Origin of the sequence: Hymenobacter jeollabukensis, from assembly GCF_005771675.1 — a bacterium.
Classification (GTDB): domain Bacteria; phylum Bacteroidota; class Bacteroidia; order Cytophagales; family Hymenobacteraceae; genus Solirubrum; species Solirubrum jeollabukense.
In genome coordinates this window covers 190,216-206,100 of the sequence record NZ_VAJM01000003.1, presented here as the reverse complement: position 1 = coordinate 206,100, position 15,885 = coordinate 190,216, and the positions used below count along the sequence as shown (strand labels likewise).

General features: G+C 68.3%; 15 protein-coding genes, 1 tRNA gene and 2 pseudogenes. 12 read left to right on the top strand and 6 right to left on the bottom strand.

Going from position 1 to position 15,885, the window contains the following annotated elements; genetic code table 11:
* Positions 1 to 33: 33 nt before the first annotated feature.
* From FDY95_RS08330 to FDY95_RS08310, 5 genes are all read left to right on the top strand, one after another.
* Positions 34 to 1,395, top strand: a complete 1,362-nt coding sequence (locus FDY95_RS08330) for a HupE/UreJ family protein (RefSeq protein WP_246073964.1) — start codon at positions 34 to 36, stop codon at positions 1,393 to 1,395.
* Positions 1,396 to 1,429: 34 nt separating this feature from the next.
* The gene (locus FDY95_RS08325; protein ID WP_138076614.1) at positions 1,430 to 2,833 is read left to right on the top strand and encodes a DUF3500 domain-containing protein; all 1,404 of its coding nucleotides are present in this window, start codon (positions 1,430 to 1,432) and stop codon (positions 2,831 to 2,833) included.
* 272 nt (positions 2,834 to 3,105) lie between these two features.
* A complete protein-coding gene (locus tag FDY95_RS08320) occupies positions 3,106 to 3,549 on the top strand; it encodes a Rieske (2Fe-2S) protein (RefSeq protein WP_138076611.1) in 444 nt (147 codons plus the stop codon).
* A 97-nt stretch (positions 3,550 to 3,646) separates the two neighbouring features.
* A tRNA-Asn gene (locus FDY95_RS08315) sits at positions 3,647 to 3,720 on the top strand.
* A 5-nt stretch (positions 3,721 to 3,725) separates the two neighbouring features.
* Positions 3,726 to 4,010, top strand: coding sequence for a hypothetical protein (locus FDY95_RS08310; RefSeq protein WP_138076608.1), 285 nt, complete (start codon positions 3,726 to 3,728; stop codon positions 4,008 to 4,010).
* 677 nt (positions 4,011 to 4,687) lie between these two features.
* Here the strand turns inward: FDY95_RS08310 and FDY95_RS08305 are convergent.
* On the bottom strand, positions 4,688 to 6,154 hold the full coding sequence (locus FDY95_RS08305) for a mechanosensitive ion channel family protein (RefSeq protein WP_138076605.1): 1,467 nt from the start codon (positions 6,152 to 6,154) through the stop codon (positions 4,688 to 4,690).
* 148 nt (positions 6,155 to 6,302) lie between these two features.
* Positions 6,303 to 7,622: a Na+/H+ antiporter NhaA gene (gene nhaA / locus FDY95_RS08300; protein WP_138076602.1), complete on the bottom strand. Its 1,320-nt coding sequence runs from the start codon at positions 7,620 to 7,622 to the stop codon at positions 6,303 to 6,305.
* 240 nt (positions 7,623 to 7,862) lie between these two features.
* On the opposite strand from nhaA, the gene FDY95_RS08295 reads away from it, so the two are divergent.
* The 5 genes and pseudogenes from FDY95_RS08295 to FDY95_RS26935 all read left to right on the top strand — a co-directional run.
* A complete protein-coding gene (locus tag FDY95_RS08295; protein WP_138076599.1) occupies positions 7,863 to 8,270 on the top strand; it encodes a hypothetical protein in 408 nt (135 codons plus the stop codon).
* 10 nt (positions 8,271 to 8,280) lie between these two features.
* Positions 8,281 to 9,657, top strand: coding sequence for a DUF389 domain-containing protein (locus FDY95_RS08290; RefSeq protein ID WP_138076595.1), 1,377 nt, complete (start codon positions 8,281 to 8,283; stop codon positions 9,655 to 9,657).
* A gap of 116 nt (positions 9,658 to 9,773) precedes the next feature.
* Positions 9,774 to 11,039, top strand: coding sequence for a cation:proton antiporter (locus tag FDY95_RS08285; RefSeq protein ID WP_138076593.1), 1,266 nt, complete (start codon positions 9,774 to 9,776; stop codon positions 11,037 to 11,039).
* Positions 11,040 to 11,178: 139 nt separating this feature from the next.
* Positions 11,179 to 11,802, top strand: coding sequence for a sigma-70 family RNA polymerase sigma factor (locus FDY95_RS08280; protein ID WP_138076590.1), 624 nt, complete (start codon positions 11,179 to 11,181; stop codon positions 11,800 to 11,802).
* 4 nt (positions 11,803 to 11,806) lie between these two features.
* A pseudogene (locus FDY95_RS26935) lies at positions 11,807 to 11,926 on the top strand (zf-HC2 domain-containing protein); the annotation flags it as partial.
* Positions 11,927 to 11,940: 14 nt separating this feature from the next.
* Here FDY95_RS26935 and FDY95_RS26580 read toward each other — a convergent pair.
* From FDY95_RS26580 to FDY95_RS08260, 3 genes are all read right to left on the bottom strand, one after another.
* Complete coding sequence (locus tag FDY95_RS26580) at positions 11,941 to 12,768, bottom strand: spondin domain-containing protein (RefSeq protein ID WP_138076587.1); 828 nt, start codon at positions 12,766 to 12,768, stop codon at positions 11,941 to 11,943.
* Positions 12,769 to 12,835: 67 nt separating this feature from the next.
* Positions 12,836 to 13,675 (bottom strand): molybdopterin-dependent oxidoreductase, encoded by an 840-nt coding sequence (locus FDY95_RS08265; protein ID WP_138076584.1) that lies wholly within the window; start codon positions 13,673 to 13,675, stop codon positions 12,836 to 12,838.
* A gap of 13 nt (positions 13,676 to 13,688) precedes the next feature.
* Entirely contained in the window at positions 13,689 to 14,405 is a 717-nt protein-coding gene (locus FDY95_RS08260) for a cytochrome b/b6 domain-containing protein (protein ID WP_138076581.1), read from the bottom strand.
* A gap of 281 nt (positions 14,406 to 14,686) precedes the next feature.
* Between FDY95_RS08260 and FDY95_RS08255 the strand changes: the two genes are divergently transcribed.
* A complete protein-coding gene (locus tag FDY95_RS08255; RefSeq protein ID WP_138076578.1) occupies positions 14,687 to 15,472 on the top strand; it encodes a DUF1223 domain-containing protein in 786 nt (261 codons plus the stop codon).
* Between the two features lie 5 nt (positions 15,473 to 15,477).
* Here the strand turns inward: FDY95_RS08255 and FDY95_RS26265 are convergent, their stop codons facing one another.
* On the bottom strand, positions 15,478 to 15,627 hold the full coding sequence (locus tag FDY95_RS26265) for a hypothetical protein (protein WP_171025593.1): 150 nt from the start codon (positions 15,625 to 15,627) through the stop codon (positions 15,478 to 15,480).
* Between the two features lie 116 nt (positions 15,628 to 15,743).
* Here FDY95_RS26265 and FDY95_RS27125 point away from each other — a divergent pair.
* Positions 15,744 to 15,884 (top strand): annotated as a pseudogene (locus tag FDY95_RS27125) (DUF2254 family protein); the annotation flags it as partial.
* Position 15,885: the final 1 nt, after the last annotated feature.

The window sequence follows — 15,885 nt, the reverse complement described above, 5'->3', positions numbered from 1 at the left end:
CTACTGCCGACCTAGCTTCGGCGCATCTCCTGCATGAAAACAACCACGCCCAATTTGCTTTTCCGCCCGCTGATTTGGCGCTGCTACGCCGGGCTGCTGCTCCTGCTGAGCATCGGCCCGGGCCGTCTGGCTGCCCACCCCATGCCCAACTCCCTGGTGGTGCTGGACCTGCAGCCGGGCGGCGTGGCGGCGGAGCTGCAACTGCCGCTGAGTGAATTGGAGCCGGCTTTCGGCCACCAGCTGCTGCTGCACCCTGAAAGCCTGGTGGCCGAATTCGGCCCGCAGCTGCGCGCTTACCTGGCGCAGCACATCCGCCCCGTCAGCCCCGACGGCCGCCCCTGGACGGTGCGCGTGGGCGCCCTGCAGCAGGTACACGACGCGGAGCAAACCGCCACCGGCCCATACCAGGAGCTGACGGCCCAGCTGTGGCTGCAGCCGCCCACCGGAGCCAGTGCGCGCACGTTCACGCTGCACTACGACGCCATTGTGCACCAGGTCGTCACGCACGTCATCCTGGTATCGGTGCGGCGCGACTGGGCCGCCGGCCGCGTGGGCGACGACGCCCCGACGGCGGTAGGCGTGATTCGGCTGGACGTGCGCAACAACGTGGTGCCGCCGCTGGTGGTGGACCAGGGCGCGGCCACTGGCGGCTGGTGGGCGGGCCTGCGCGGCATGGTAGGGCTGGGCATGCGCCACATTGCCGAGGGTACTGACCACCTGCTGTTTCTGCTGGCCTTGCTGCTGCCGGCGCCGCTGCTGGCGGCCGGGAGCCGTTGGGGCGGCTTCGGCGGGGTGCGCTACAGCCTCCGGCGCCTGCTGCGGATAGTCACGGCTTTCACCCTGGGCCACTCGCTCACGTTGCTGGCCGGGGCGCTGGGCTGGCTGCGGCTACCCGCGCCGCCCGTCGAGGTGCTGATTGCCGTGTCCATTCTCGTCTCGGCCGGGCACGCGCTGCGGCCGCTGTTTCCGGGGGGCGAGGCCTACGTGGCGGCCGGCTTCGGGCTGGTGCACGGGCTGGCCTTTGCCAGCACCCTGGCGGGCCTGCACCTCAGCGCCGGCCCGATGGCGCTGAGCATCCTGGGCTTCAACCTCGGCATCGAGCTGATGCAGCTCTTGGTCATCGGCCTGACGGTGCCCTGGCTGCTGCTGCTCAGCCGCACGCCGCGCTACGCCCCGGTGCGTGTGGTGGGGGCCGTGGGCGCCGCCGTGGCCGCCCTGGCCTGGATTATCGAGCGCACCGTGCTCGACGGCACGCCCTTCTCGGCTCTCGTGGCCCGCGCGGCCGGGCTGGCGCCCTGGCTGCTGGCCTTGCTGGCGGCGGGCGCGCTGCTCAGCTACCGGCGTTACCGCGCACAGCCCGCTTACAGCCCCCAGCTACCGACGCGCTTATCCTGAATTCGCTTCTACCTCAACTCTTCCCGTCTTTGTCATGAACAAGTTAGTACTCGTCGCCCCGCTGCTGCTGGCGGCCTCGGCCTACGAACAGGTCGTTGATTTCTTCTCGCCGCTGGCCCCGGTGGCCGCGCTGGCTGCTCCTGCGGCCGCCACCAGCGCCAAAGGTGTGGCCGGCGTGCGCAGCGTCAGCTCCACGGCCTCGGTGGCCGACGTGGTGACGGCCGCCAATGCCTTCATGGCCACGCTCAGCAGCAGCCAGCTGGCCACGCTGCAGCAGACGTTCAACTCCACCAACGTGCAGAAGTGGTCGAACCTGCCCGTGAGCCCCGGCAGCCGCCTGGGCCTGCAGCTTAGCACCCTCACGGCGGCGCAGCAGGCCGCGGCCCTGGCCGTGGTGCAGGCCGCTACCGGCACCGTGAGCGGCGACGGGTTCAACGAGGTGCAGCAGATCCGGGCGGCCGACGACAACCTGACGGCCAACGGTGGCGGCTCGGCCTACGGCAGCGGCGTTTACCTCATTGCCTTCTTGGGCACGCCCAGCACCACCAGCACCTGGATGCTGCAGTTCGGCGGCCACCACCTGGCCACCAACATCACTTTCAGCAACGGCTACGCCACCGGGCCCACGCCCAAGTTTGAAGCCACCGAGCCGCTGACCTTCACCACGGCCAACGCCAACGTCTTTGCCACCGGCACCGTGTGCGCCCCGCTCAGCAACGAGGCCGCCGCCATGCTGGCCATGCTCAACGGCCTGACCGCAGCCCAGAAAAGCACCGCTTTCCTGAGCCAGACCTTCAACGACATCGTGCTGGGGCCGGGGCAGGACGGCAACTTCCCCGTCACCCGCGTGGGGCTGCCGGTCAGCCAGCTCAGCGCCGCCCAGCAGGAACTGGTGATGAACGCCATGGCGCCCTGGGTGCAGGATGCCGACGACGCCACCGCCGCCAGCCTGCTGGCCTACTACCGCACCCAGCTGGCCAACACCTATATTGCCTACGCCGGCACCGGCAACCTGACCACCAGCGGCGACTACGTGCGCATCGACGGGCCCAACGTGTGGATTGAGTTTGCCTGCCAGGGCGGGGTGGTGTACCGCAACCAGATCCACTACCACACCATCTGGCGCGACCGGGCCCGCGACTACGGCGGCAACTTCTACACCACCGTGACGGGCACGCAGGTGGCCAAATCGGCCGAACTCTTCTCGGTGTATCCCAACCCCGCCCCCGGCGGCCGCGCCCTGCAGGTGCAGCTGGCCCAGAGCGCCACCGCCGCCACTTACACCCTGCGCAACACCCTGGGCCAGACGCTGGCCAGCAAATCCTTCCGCGGTGACGCCGTGCAGGTGCCCACCGATGGCCTGGCCCCCGGCACCTACGTGCTTAGCCTCGTGGCCGACGGCAAAGCTCCCGCCACGCACCGCTTCATTGTGAAGTAAGACCGGCCAAGGGGGCAGCCGCCGGCTGACCGCACACAGCTTGGCAATACCTCTCCACACCAACGAAGCGCTGGCCTAGTGGCCAGCGCTTCGTTGGTGTAAGCCCCTCGCCTACCCTCCGCTTAATTGTTTGCCTGCGCCTGTTCGTAATACTGCTTTGCCCCCGCGTCCAACAAAGTACCCAGCAACCGGAGTATCCAACCTGGGGCAACTATGGCACGTTTCCTACCGTCAGGTTGAACACAAAAGCGAGCTTCTGACGTTATTGCGCCATGCCTATTTCGTCTCGTTTGTATTTGCTGTCGGCCATGGGGTTGTTGCTGGCATGTCTGGCTGGCTGTGGGTCGTCCGATGCCAATGTGGAGCCGGCCATACCATCGGCGGTGGTCAGCGACTTGGTTAATCTCACCACTCAAGAAGCAGCCGCGCTGCGCTTCGACAAAGGATTTATCTACCGGCCGGGCGGGGTGCGGGGCATCATCGTGGTGCGGCAGAGTGCCCAACAATACTTGGCATTCGAACGCAACTGCTCCTACCAACCCTATGACGCCTGCGCCAAAGTCAGCGTAGATGCCTCCCGCTTTTTCCTCGTTGACACTTGCTGTGCGTCACGTTTTGATCTGACCAATGGCCTGCCCACTAGCGGGCCGGCCCGCCGGTCGTTGCGCCAATACACCACCACCTTAAACGGCAACTTGCTGTACATCACCAACTAATAATAATTATCAAAAAAAATATTCACCTAGAACTTGCGTAAGGCCTTTTCTGTATCTAATATTGCACCCGCAACGGCAATGAAACGCCGCCATAACCGCTTCCTTAGCTCAGCCGGTTAGAGCATCTGACTGTTAATCAGAGGGTCCCTGGTTCGAGCCCAGGAGGGAGCGCAGCAATGAAATACCCGCCCTACCCGGCGGGTATTTTTATTTCCAGGGCGCAGGACGAGGTTTGTGTTGAAGGTCATACCGGTATTTGTGGCTACAGCAGTAGCATAACCAGTACAGAAACCAGTAACCTGGCCAGTACAAGACCCCAAGTGCAACGTTTGCCCGTCCACCGGCGCAAAATCAACGTCAGCTTCTTTCCCCGCCTCGCGGCCATCAACAAAGCTGGCTATTGCCCCGTGCGCATCATGATGCGCTGGCACAACCAAGAACCCCTTGCTGGACACCGGTGAACACGCCACGCCCGAGAAGAAGGGCAAACCGGCCTGGATGCCGCGGTGCCGCTGCCGCCCATTGCCTTGCTTATCGGCGGACGGTGGAACGGGCAGTTTCCCCGGCGGCATGCACAGGACCGCAACGAGTGGATCAAGCAGGTAGCCAAAGAATCGGGTTTGAACCGGAAGTGGGATGAGGTGGCCCGGTTGACGTGGACAGCGTGCGGACGTATTCCCCATTTGTCAAGGCAAGCACCTGGCACATCAATCAGCCGGGGAAACGGCGCAGATACGACGAGGCATTCAGGGCCGAAGCCTTGCGTCTGGTACAGGAAAGCCGCTCGGCCCGGGCGGCGGCGCCTTGGTCAGCTGGTCGGTGCTTGCTGGCTGTTTTCGGGTGCGACTGGTAGCTGCGGGATGGTGCTGCCCGCCTCCGGCCCCGTGCGCGTAGCCCGGTAGTGCGGCGACATGATCTCGACGCCGGCGCGGGCAAACGCCTCCTGAATGTGCTGGTGCAGCTCGGAGTAGAGGCTGTTATTGACTTTTTGAGCAGTAGAGGGCCTTTTTTACGGGCTTGCTCATGAGCCGCAAGTAGCCCGCAGGTCAAAAGCACGGCCTGCGTGCCGTGGCGGGCCTCTAATGCGTTAGGCCCATTTTTACAAACCGCATTTTGACGCAGCAGTCCATAACAGGCTCTAGAGGGCGGCCTGCCGGTGCGGCTGCCGGGTGTAGGCGTTGATCTGGCAGGCCACGTAGAAGTCCTCCAGGCTGGTTTGCAGCACGAAGGGCGCGGGTGTGGCCTCGATGCCCTGCGTAGCGCGGGCCGCCGCCAGCAGCAGCTCGTGCACCTGCGGCCAGGGTACGTCGTAGCCGATGGTGACGGTGGAGTGCAGCACCAGCCCCTCGCGCTCGGCGGCCACGCTGTAGTTCACAGTGTGACCGGTCAGGATGTTGGAGTTCGGGATGGTAATGTCCTCTTTCCTGATGGTGCGCAGGCGCGTGACCAGCAGGGTCTTTTCCAGCACGTCGCCCACTGCTTCGCCGATTTTCACCCGGTCGCCGACTTTGAACGGGCGCATGTAGGTGATGACGATGCCGGCCACCAGGTTGCCGATGGCCGAGGTGGAGCCGAAGGAGATGATGAAGCCCAGCAGCACCGACACGCCCTGGAACACCGGCGAATCGGAGCCGGGCAGGTAGGGGAAGATGACGATGAACATGAACACGTACAGAGCGAAGCGCACCAGGTTGAAGGTCGGCAGCGCCCAGTCGGCGTAGAAGCCCTCGATAACCAGCTTGCCGGCTGCCACCTCCCCGGCCAGAAAGCGCAGCAGCTTCACGGTGTAGGTGGTGAAGAAGTAAATGACCACGATGGTGAGCAGGTTCGGCACGTAATGCACCACGGCCAGCACCACCCGCTGCCCCGGCCCGAGCACGTAGCCCAGCAGCTGCCGCGAGAAGCCCTCCGTCCACGGAAACAGGCTGAACAGCAGCGGCAGGGCCAGGTACACCGTCAGGGCCACCAGCACCAGGCGCAGCAGCTTCAGGGCGGTGCGCAGCACGGTCAGCTGCCGCGCCTGAGTGAGCAGCTCGTGTTGATGCGCCAGGGCTTCCGGGGGCTGCCGCGCCAGCGTAGGATGGGCCGGTTGATGGCCCGAAACAGCCGGTTCAGCCCGTAAATCAGCCCGCCGAGCATCAGCAGGGTGAGTACGGCCAGGGCACCGCGCTGGAGCAGCTCGGTCAGGCTGCCGGCCTGCTGGGCGGCCGTGAGGTGGCGCCGCAGGATGCCGAGGTATTAACCGGGCCACGGCCGGCCGGGGCTGCCCCAGGGCCTGCGCTTCGGCTTCGCCCACGCTCAGCAGGTGAGTGTCGGCGTACATGATTTCGGAGTCGCGCTCCGCATCCACCACGTGGAGCGAATCGGGCCGGAACAGCGGGGCGTCGAGCAGGGCCAGCAGGCGGCGCTGGATGGCCTCGGCCCGCTCCTTTGGCCCGAACGAGCCCACCCGGCCGTAGACGCGAAACAGCGTGTCGGCGGGCGGCAGCACGACGGCGGCGCCGGCCGGACGTGGCGGCCGGGCACCGGAAGCCAGTGAATCGGCGGGCTGGGCAACGGCGCCCCAGCTCAGCACCAGTAACCAGCAGAGGAAAAGGCACTTCATAAGCAGCAATAGACGCGCAAAACAGAGAAGTGGCCGAATACCTGGAGCTGCCGCCCGGCACCGTCAAAACCCGCCAGCGGCAGGCCCTGCGCCAGCTCGCGGTGCTGTGGCAGTAGCCCGGCACGCGGAGTAACGCGGCCGGGGCTGGTTAGCCAGCTTCCGCCGGCGCCGGGACGGCCCGCAGCCACAGCCAGCCCAGCGTGCCGGCCAGGCCGGACGCCAGCAGAATGGCCAGCTTGGCCACGGCTTCGGCCGAAGAATGCACGCCGAAGGCCAGCAGCGTAACGAACAGCGACATGGTGAAGCCGATGCCGCCCAGCAGCCCCGCCCCCCACAGCTGCCGCCACGTCACGCCCGCCGGCAGCGCGGCCCAGCCCAGGCGCACCGTCAGCCAGGCCAGCGTGCCGATGCCCAGCGGCTTGCCCACCACCAGCCCGGCCAGGATGCCCAGCGCCAGCGGCGAGGTCAGTTGCCCGAATACCGAACCATCGAGCGTGAGGCTGGTGTTGGCGAAGGCGAAGAGCGGAATGATGCCGAAGGCCACCACCGAGTGCAGGCGCTGCTCCAGCTTCTGGGCCGGGGAGCTGATGCGCTCCGACAGCTCCTCCAGCTCCTCGCTGATGGTGCGAGGGTCGGCGTCGCGGGCGTGGGCTTCCAGGCTGATGAAGCGCAGCCGCTCCTCCAGCAGGCGCAGCAGCGCCGGCCGCGCCTGCCCGATGCGCGCAGGAATGGCCACGGCCAGCAGCACCCCGGCCAGCGTGGCATGGATGCCCGACTCGAGGGTGCAGTACCAGAGCACCACGCCCAGCAGCAGGTACAGCCACAGGCTGCGGGCCCCCAGCAGGTTCAACCCCAGCAGCGCCAGCCACACGCCCAGGGCCGCCAGCAGGTAGGGCAGATGAATTTCCTGGGTGTAGAAGCCGGCAATGACCAGCACCGCCCCCAGGTCGTCGACGATGGCCAGGGCGGTGAGGAACACCTTCAGGCCCAGCGGCACCCGGGAGCCCAGCAGCTGTAAGGCGGCCAGGGCGAAGGCAATGTCGGTGGCCATGGGGATGCCCCAGCCGCCGGCCGTGGCGGTGCCGTGGTTGAACACCGCGTAGAGCAGCGCGGGCACCAGCATGCCGCCCAGGGCTCCGGCAATGGGCAGGGCCGCCTGCCGCACGGAGGCCAGCTCTCCGTCGAGCATTTCGCGCTTGATTTCCAGGCCCACAATCAGGAAGAACACCGTCATCAGCCCGTCGTTGATCCAGTGCAGCAGGCTTTTGTCGAGTACCAGCTGACCGAACGACAGCCGGAAATGCTCGTCCCACACCGCCGGGAAGTAGCGGGCCGGACCCCAGCTGGTGTTGGCCAGCAGCAGGGCCAGCGCGGCGCTCAGCAGCAGCACGATGCTGCCAGCGGCCTCGCGCCGGAAAAACTCGGCGAAGGGCCGGACCAGGGGGCGAACGAGTTGAGGTACAGCCATTAGAAAGAGTTAGAGGGCAGGAGGCGGGCCGGCGCGTGCGCAACTGAAACGGGCCAACCCTGGCCGCGAAGGTCGGGAATTACGTAGTGGACGGACGTTGCTCCGCTTTCCGTCTGAAAAACGCCGCACAAGGGCCCGCTGCTGGCGGGCTTTTGTCATTCCTGACTGACCGCCCCCAGCCCTGATCGGAACGAGCGGCGCCGCCGGGGCGTTACGCTTCCAGCTGATCTGCCTTGCCGCATGCCCACTACCCACACCTATTTCGCCAACGCGCTCGGCGCCGTGCTCTACGTCCCCGATGCCTACCTCACCCTGCGTTGGACCGACCAGCCGCTGAGCAGCCACGAGTGGCGGGCCCTCTACGTGCACGCCCGCAACCTGCTGGAGCGGGCCGGGCTGCGCGGCGTGCTGGCCGACCACCGGGCTGCCACGGCCCCGCCCACCGCCGCCGACCAGCAGTGGCTGCTCACGCGCTGGCTGCCCGACGTGGCGACCCGCACCGGTCTCGTGCGCTACGCCGCCCTACCCGCCCCCAACCCCAGCCACCGCCTGCATACCGGGCCGGTGGTCCACGACCTGCGCCGGTTCCTGACGGTGGGCCTGTTCGACGACCCGGCGCCGGCGGCGGACTGGTTGCGGGCGGCGTAGCTTTGGGCCCATGAATGTGCCGCTTTTGCGCTGGCTGCGTCAGCGTTTCGACCTGGCCCATGACATGGCCGACCCGGCCGACATCGTGGCCGATGTGCAGGAAGGCATGGCCTTTCGGGGCACCAACCTGTGGGTACTAATCTTCGCCATCTTGGTGGCCTCGGTGGGGCTGAACGTCAACTCCACGGCCGTCATCATCGGGGCTATGCTCATTTCGCCGCTCATGGGGCCGATTGTGGGCATCGGCTTCGGGGCGGCCACCGTGAAGCTGGATCTGATTCAGCGCGGGGTGAAAAACCTGCTTATCGCGGCGGGCATCAGCATCCTGGTCTCGGCGCTGTACTTCCGCCTCACGCCCCTCACCGATGCGGGCTCCGAACTATTAGCCCGCACCCAGCCCACCACCTGGGATGTGCTCATTGCCCTGTTTGGCGGCGCGGCCGGGGCCGTGGCCCTGACGCGGCGCGAGCGGGGCAACGCCGTGCCGGGCGTGGCCATTGCCACGGCTCTGATGCCCCCGCTGTGCACGGCCGGCTACGGGCTGGCCACGGGGCACTGGTCGTTTATGTTCGGGGCCCTGTACCTGTTCAGCATCAACGGCGTGTTCATCAGCCTGGCTACCTTCCTGGTGGCCCGTATTCTGCCCCTGCCGCACCACTCCTTCGCCAGCCCGCACCGGGCGCGGCGGGTGCAGCTCGGCATCTGGCTGGTGGCCCTGTTCACCGGCGTCCCCAGCCTCTACCTGGCCGCGCGCATCGTGCAGCGCACCGTATTCGCCCACAACGCCCAGCGCTTCGTCGACGAGCAGTTCAACCAGCAGCCGGGCACGTACGTGGTCACCCGCCGCATCGAGGCCGATACCCGCCACATCAACGTGCTGCTGGCCGGGCAGGTGCTGACGCGGGCCCAGCTGCGCACGGCGCGGGCCGCGCTGGGCCGCTACCGGCTGGAGAAGACCGAGCTGACCGTGCGCCAAGGGCTGGCCCAGCTCGATTCGGCCGATGCCCAGACCATGCGCAACAGCCTGCTGGAAGACGTGCGCAGCCGCAACGAGCAAACCCTGGCCGGCTACGATGCCCGGCTGGCCCAGCTACAGCAGCTGCTCACCCAGGCCGATAACCCCGCCCTGACCGGCTTGCCGGCCGCCCCCGCCCTGCTGCGGGAGGTGCAGGCCGAGCACCCCGACGTTCAGCAATTAGGACTCAGCCGCCTGGTGCAGCCCGCTGTCGATTCGCTGCGGGCCGACACGACGCTGGTGGTGGCCGTGCGTACGGGCCGGCCGCTGCCCGCGGCCGAACAGCAGCGACTGAACCAGTGGCTGCGCGTACGCGCCGGCGGCAAACGGACCGTTCAGCTGCTGGTGGAGCCTGTGGACACCCGGCGCTGACGCCCAGGAACGCGAAATGGCGCAGATGAAGCGCGTCCTGGCCCGGAGCAAGTAGCCGCGCCGGCGGCATCCCCTGTGCGCGTCTCTATCTTGCGCGCCCACCCGCACCGTTGCCCATGGAGTTATTTACCCTCATCACGCTGCTCATCGTCGTGGCCGCGGCGTTTGCCTACCTCAACTCCCGCTTCCTGAAACTGCCCGACGCCATCGGCATCATGGTCGTGTCGCTGGGCTTTTCGCTGCTGGTGCTGGCCGCTGGTTGGGTGCAGCCCGGGTGGTTTGCGCACACGCGCCAGGCCGTGGCCGGCATCGACTTCGACCGGGTGCTCTTCGACGTGATGCTGAGCCTGTTGCTCTTCGCCGGCGCCTTTCACACCGACGCGGCTGAACTGCGGGTGGAGCGGCGCTCGGTGATGCTGTTTGCCCTCGTCGGCACCGTGCTGAGCACCTTCCTGATCGGTACGGGGCTGTACGGGCTCAGCCGCTGGCTGGCGCTGGACCTCTCGTACCCGCTGTGCCTGCTGTTCGGGGCGCTGATTTCGCCCACCGACCCGATTGCCGTGCTGGGCATCCTGGCCCGCTTCAAGCTGCCGGAAAGCGTGAAAACCAACATCGTGGGCGAGTCGCTCTTCAACGACGGGGTGGGGGTGGTCATCTTCGCCACCGTCTACGAGCTGGTGCTGGGCCAGGAACTGGGGGCCGGCGGCATTGCCTGGCTGTTCGTGCAGGAGGCGGGCGGCGGGGTGCTGTTCGGGCTGGTGCTGGGCTACGGCCTGTACCGGCTGCTGCGCTCCATCAACCACTACCAGACCGAGGTGCTGCTGACCCTGGCGGCCGTGATGGGCGGCTACCTGCTGGCCCAGCGCCTGCACGTATCGGGGCCGCTGGCCATGGTGGTGGCGGGCCTCTTCGTGGGCGACCGGGCCCGGCAGGACGCCATGAGCCACCAGACCGAGGAGTACGTGGACAAGTTCTGGGAGCTGATCGACGTGATTCTGAACGCGCTGCTGTTCGTGCTCATCGGCATCGAACTGCTGGTCATCGAGTTCGAGCCGTCCTACTGGCTGATCAGCCTGCTGGCCATCGGTCTGGTGCTGCTGGCCCGCTACCTGGCCGTGTGGCTGCCCTACCGGCTCACCCGCCGCTGGCTCAACCTGGATAACAACGCCCCGCTGATGATGACCTGGGGCGGGCTGCGCGGCGGCATTTCGGTGGCGCTGGCCCTGTCCATCAGCAACGCCGTGCCGCACAAAGGCCTCATCGTGGCCATTACCTACGCCGTGGTCTTGTTTTCCGTCATCGGGCAGGGCCTCACGCTGGAGCGGCTCATCCGCCGCCTGTACCCCGCCGGCGCGGCGGAAGCGGAGCCGCAGCCCGAGTAAGGCAACGTCCCGCGGTGGGAGCAGGGCATGTTTTTTTGACGAGCCGGCGTAAGGACACCGCGCCGGGGGCGTCCAACCGGCTACCTTACCCACGGCCGGCCCCACCGGCTGCCGTTGTCCTCCGCTCCGCCCTCTGCCGATGAATGCCCCTCCGGACCGTGCCGCCCCCACCGCCGAGCCGCACCTGTGGCTGGCCCGTTTCGGCGACGAGCTGTACCGCTACGCCCTGGGCCGGGTGGCCGACGCGGCCATGGCCGAGGAGCTGGTGCAGGAAACGCTCGTCAGCGCCCTGGGCGCGCTGGATTCGTTTCGGGGGCAGGCCTCGGAGCGCACCTGGCTGTTCGTGATTCTGAAGCGCAAGCTCGTCGACCACTACCGGCGGCAGGCCCGCTCGCCCTTCGTGCCCCTCGACCTGACGCCCGACCACGCCCCCGAAGCCGCGTTTTTTCGCCCCGCCGACGGCCACTGGCACCCCGAGCAGTACCCCGCCGCCTGGGCCACCGACGAGGCAGGACGCGGCGACCTGGCCCTGGAGCAGCAAGAGCTGCAACGGGTGCTGCAGGGCTGCCAGCAGCGGCTTTCCGCGCAGCACCTGGCCGTGTTCGTGCTGCGCTTCGTGGAGGAGCTGCCCGCCGAGGACATCTGCCAGGAGCTGAGCCTGACCGCGGCCAACTACTGGGTTATCGTACACCGGGCCAAGCTGCAGCTGCGGCGCTGCCTGGAAAAAAACTGGTTTCAGCTCCCTTCGCCCCGTCAAACCTAGCGTCATGTCCATTCCCTCGCCCCTGTTCAACTGCCGGCAGGCCACGCTGCTCATCGAGCGGCGGGCCGATGAAACGCTGCCCTTCAAGACGCAGGTGCAGCTGCGGGCCCACCTGCGCCTGTGCCCGTACTGCCGCCGCTACGCCTTCCAGAGCCTATTTCTGGCCCGGCAGGCCCGCGCCGCCGCTGAGCACCGCGTGCCCGCCGACGTGGTATTGCCGCCGGCCGCCCGCCAGCGCATCCAGCAGGCCCTCGACCAGCGGCTCGGCCGGTAGCCGGGCCGGCCTTTAGTTGAGGCGCTCCAGGTGCCAGATGCCCACGGCGGGGCCGTCGCGGGGGCCATGCCGGTGGCGGGCGGCAGCAGCAGCGGGCGGATGGGTTCGGCGGGCGTGGTGGGCTGGTTGGGCGCGGTGAAGCTGGGGCCGCTGTCGGTGCCAGCGTCGTAGGCGCGGGCGGGCACCGAGCGGCGGGCCACCCACTGGCCATCCACCAACAGGTTTTCGGCTTCGAGGGCAGCAAACCAGTCGGGGCTGGGCGCAATCATCGTCACTACCGCCAGCAACGGGTGGTCCGCGTCGAGGCGGATGGTATCGGTGAAGGTGCCGGGCGAGTTGAAGCCGCCCGCGCCGTCGAGCAGGCGCAGGGCCGCGCCGCTGCCGCGCAGGGCGTTGATTTCGGTGCGCAGGAAGCCGTTGTGGCCCAGCTCGGCCATGTCCTTGATGCCCTTGCTGGCCAGCTGCCCCGGCCGGTAAATCAGCCCGTCGGCGCGGTGCGAGAGGCCCATCGGCGGCGAAAAGTGCGCGCCGTATGGAAAGTTGGCGTGGGTGCTGGCGCTCCACGTCGCCTCGAAGGTGACGCGGTACAGCGCCGCGCCGGGCAGCGGCGCGGGCTCCTCGGCCGGGGTATCGGACTGACAGGCGGCCAGGAAAAGTAACGGGGCAAGCAGCAGCAGGTAGCGCGTTTTCATGCGGGTATTGAGCTTAGGGAACGGCGAAGAGAGTAGTGGCGAAGCGTGTGTACCAGCCTGGCCGGGACTAGTGCCCGGCGTGCCAGTCGTAGCCGCGCTCGGCCCAGTAGTCGGCGGGGCGCTGGGCCACGAAGGACAGGGTGCCGAGGCGCTTGAGGTACTTGATGCCGTACTTGAGCGGGGTGACGAGGCGCAGCGGGGCACCGTGCGCCAGCGTGAGCGGCTGCCCGTTCATCTCGTAGCACAGCAGCGTCTGCGGGTGCAGGGCGCTTTCCAGCTCTAGGCCCACGTAGTACTGCTCGTCGGGCGTGACGAGGCTCACGTACGGGGCCGCGTCGGGGGGCAGCTGGTCGGCAATGGGGCGGCCCGAGGCGGTGGCCAGCGGGTAGCGGGCCAGCAGATCGGCCAGCCGCACCCCGGCCCAGGTCACCACGGTGCTCCAGCCCTCGATGCACTTCAGCTCGGTGGTAAACTCGGTGCGGGGCAGCGCCTGCAGCTGCGCCAGCGTGAACTGCTGGCGGCGCGGCGCCGTACCGGCCGGGGCGTAGCCCAGCACCTGCAGCTGCCAGGTGGCCGGGTCGAAATCCTCGCTGAGGCCCACGTGGCCGTTGACGCGGGGCGGGCGGGCGCGGGCCTTGGCAAACTCCGGGGCCAGGCGGGCGCTGCGGTAGTATTCATTGCTGAGGCGGGCGTTGAAATCGAGCACCCGACGCAGCCCGCCGGGAAGGCCGTCGGCGTCGGGCGTGTGGAGCAGGTAGCGCCAGCCGGCCAGGCCTGCCAGCCCGGCCAGGCCCAGGGTGATAAACGAGCGGCGGGTGCGCGTAGCGGCGGTACGCTCGGTAGCGGCATCGGCAGAAGCAGGCGCGGCGGCCGGGCCAGAACGAGGTTCTTGGGGTTCTTCGGTCATCGGGAACGGGCGGTTAGCTGGGCGACGATGCGGACACAGCGGGCGGGGGCAGCTGCTCGCCAGGCGGCAGCGGGGCGGCCTCGTCCTGCAGCTCGAAGCCGGCCACCATGGCCCGGAAGTTGTTCCAGCCGGCGCGCACCACCTGGGCAATGTGGACGAGGAAAAACAGCACGTAGCTGATGGTGAGCGTGAAATGCTCGGCGCGGGCCCACTCGTAGCCGCCGAGCAGGGTGGTCAGCCAGGCCAGCTGCGTGGGCTTGTAAATGGCCAGGCCGGTAAGCAGGGAGCCGGCGCCCATCAGCACCACGGCGGTGTAGGCCAGCTGCTGGGCGCCGTTGAACTTCTGCGGCGGCAGCGGCTCCTTGCGGATGCCCAGATCGTGCAGCACCGTCTGCCAGGCGCCGGCCAGGCTGTGGCGGCCCGGCAGCAGGTAGCGCCACTCGCCCGAAACGGCCGTGTAGAGCACGTACAGCAGCCCGTTGAGGGCGAAGACCCACATCAGCACGAAATGCCACGACATGCCCTGGGCCAGCTTGTGGTCCACGTCGAAGGCCGCGTAGAACGACTGCGGGAAGAACTTCAGCAGCGTGGTGCGCCCCCAGCCGAGGCGGTACACGTCGTTGGCCCAGTAAATCCAGAGGCCGCTCCAGATCATCAAAGCCAGCACCGGAAAATTGATCCAGTGAAACCAGCGGATGGCCAGCGGGTGCTTTTCAACGAGTCGTTTCATGGCGGGGCAGTGAGGCAGCGTGGGGGACCGGCCGTGGGCGGAAGCTACGCAACGGCCGCCCACCCGCCAGACGCCCGCCCGCGCCCAACCTTACAGGTCGCCGCATTTATTTTTTGCCGCTCACCGGCCCGCCGGGCGGGGCTTTGAGGTCAGACCAGCGCCAACTTCCTCCGCGGCCGTTCAGGGTGCGTCCACCACCCCGGCCGCTGCCGTTGTAAGGTCGCCGGGCCGCCGGCGTCTACCTGCCCGCCGCCGTGTTGCTCACCGATTTTCCCCGCGCCATGTCCCGCTTCCCGCTTGCTTTCCTGGCCTCGCTGCCGCTCGTCGGGGCCCTGCTGTTCGCCGCGCGCCCCGTACCGCCCCGGCCAGGGGCACCGGCCGGGCGCGTGCCGGTGGTCGTGGAGCTGTTTACCTCCGAAGGCTGTTCCTCCTGCCCGGCCGCCGACGCCGCGCTGCGGGAGCTGGAAACCACGCAGCCGGTAGCGGGCGCGGAGATTATAGCCCTGGGCCAGCACGTGGACTACTGGAACCGCCTGGGCTGGCACGACCCGTTTTCGGCGCCCCAGTTCACCGAGCGGCAACGCGGCTACGCTCGCGCCTTCAACATCAACAGCTACACCCCGCAGGCGGTAGTGAACGGCCGCGCCGAGCTGGTGGGCAGTCAGCGGAGCCGGCTGCTGGAGGCCGTGGCGCAGGCCGCCCGGCAGCCCCGGGCCACCGTAGCCCTGGCCGCCGCGGGCCCCGGCCAGCTCACCGTGCGCGTACGCGACTTGCCCGCCGGTACGGGGGCGGCCACCGTGCTGCTGGCCCTCACCGAAACCGGCCTGGCCAGTCAGGTAGGCCGGGGCGAAAATGATGGCCGGCAGCTGCGCCACGCCGCCGTGGTGCGCGCACTGCGCCCGCTCGGCCCCGTGGGCGCCGACGGGCAGTTTGCCGCCACCGTGCCGCTGCGGCTGGATGCCGGCTGGCAGCGCGGCCACCTGCGGGCCGTCGTGCTCGTGCAGGCGGCGGCGACGCAGCATATTGTGGGCGTGGCCGACCTGCCACTGGGAGCCGCCACCGAGTAGGCGGCTCAGCCTGCCGCCGCTTCCGCCGGCGGGCTGGTCGGCCGCCCCGGCGACCGGGTGTCCGGCTGGGCGAGGGTTTCGCGCAGGAAGCCGGCCTTGAGGTGCTCGTAGAACGAGTGCGGGTCGACGAGCGAGGCCACGGCCTGGGCCATCATGCCGAGTCAGCACAAACGCCAGCAGGGGCTGACGCCGCAGTCAGGCAAAGCTGATTTGCTAGCTGGGTGAGCCCGCCGCGCCCCAGGCCCTGCCCGCCGAGCGCCCCGGCTCGGCCGTGCCCCTGGAGGCCGCCGCCATCGGCTACGTGCAGCACCTGGATGCCGAGCTGCTGCTGCGCTGGGCGCAAAACCACGGCGCCTTCGTGCGGCTCACGCAGCCCGTGGGCGCCTTCGTGGGCGAGCAGGACGTGCTGGGCC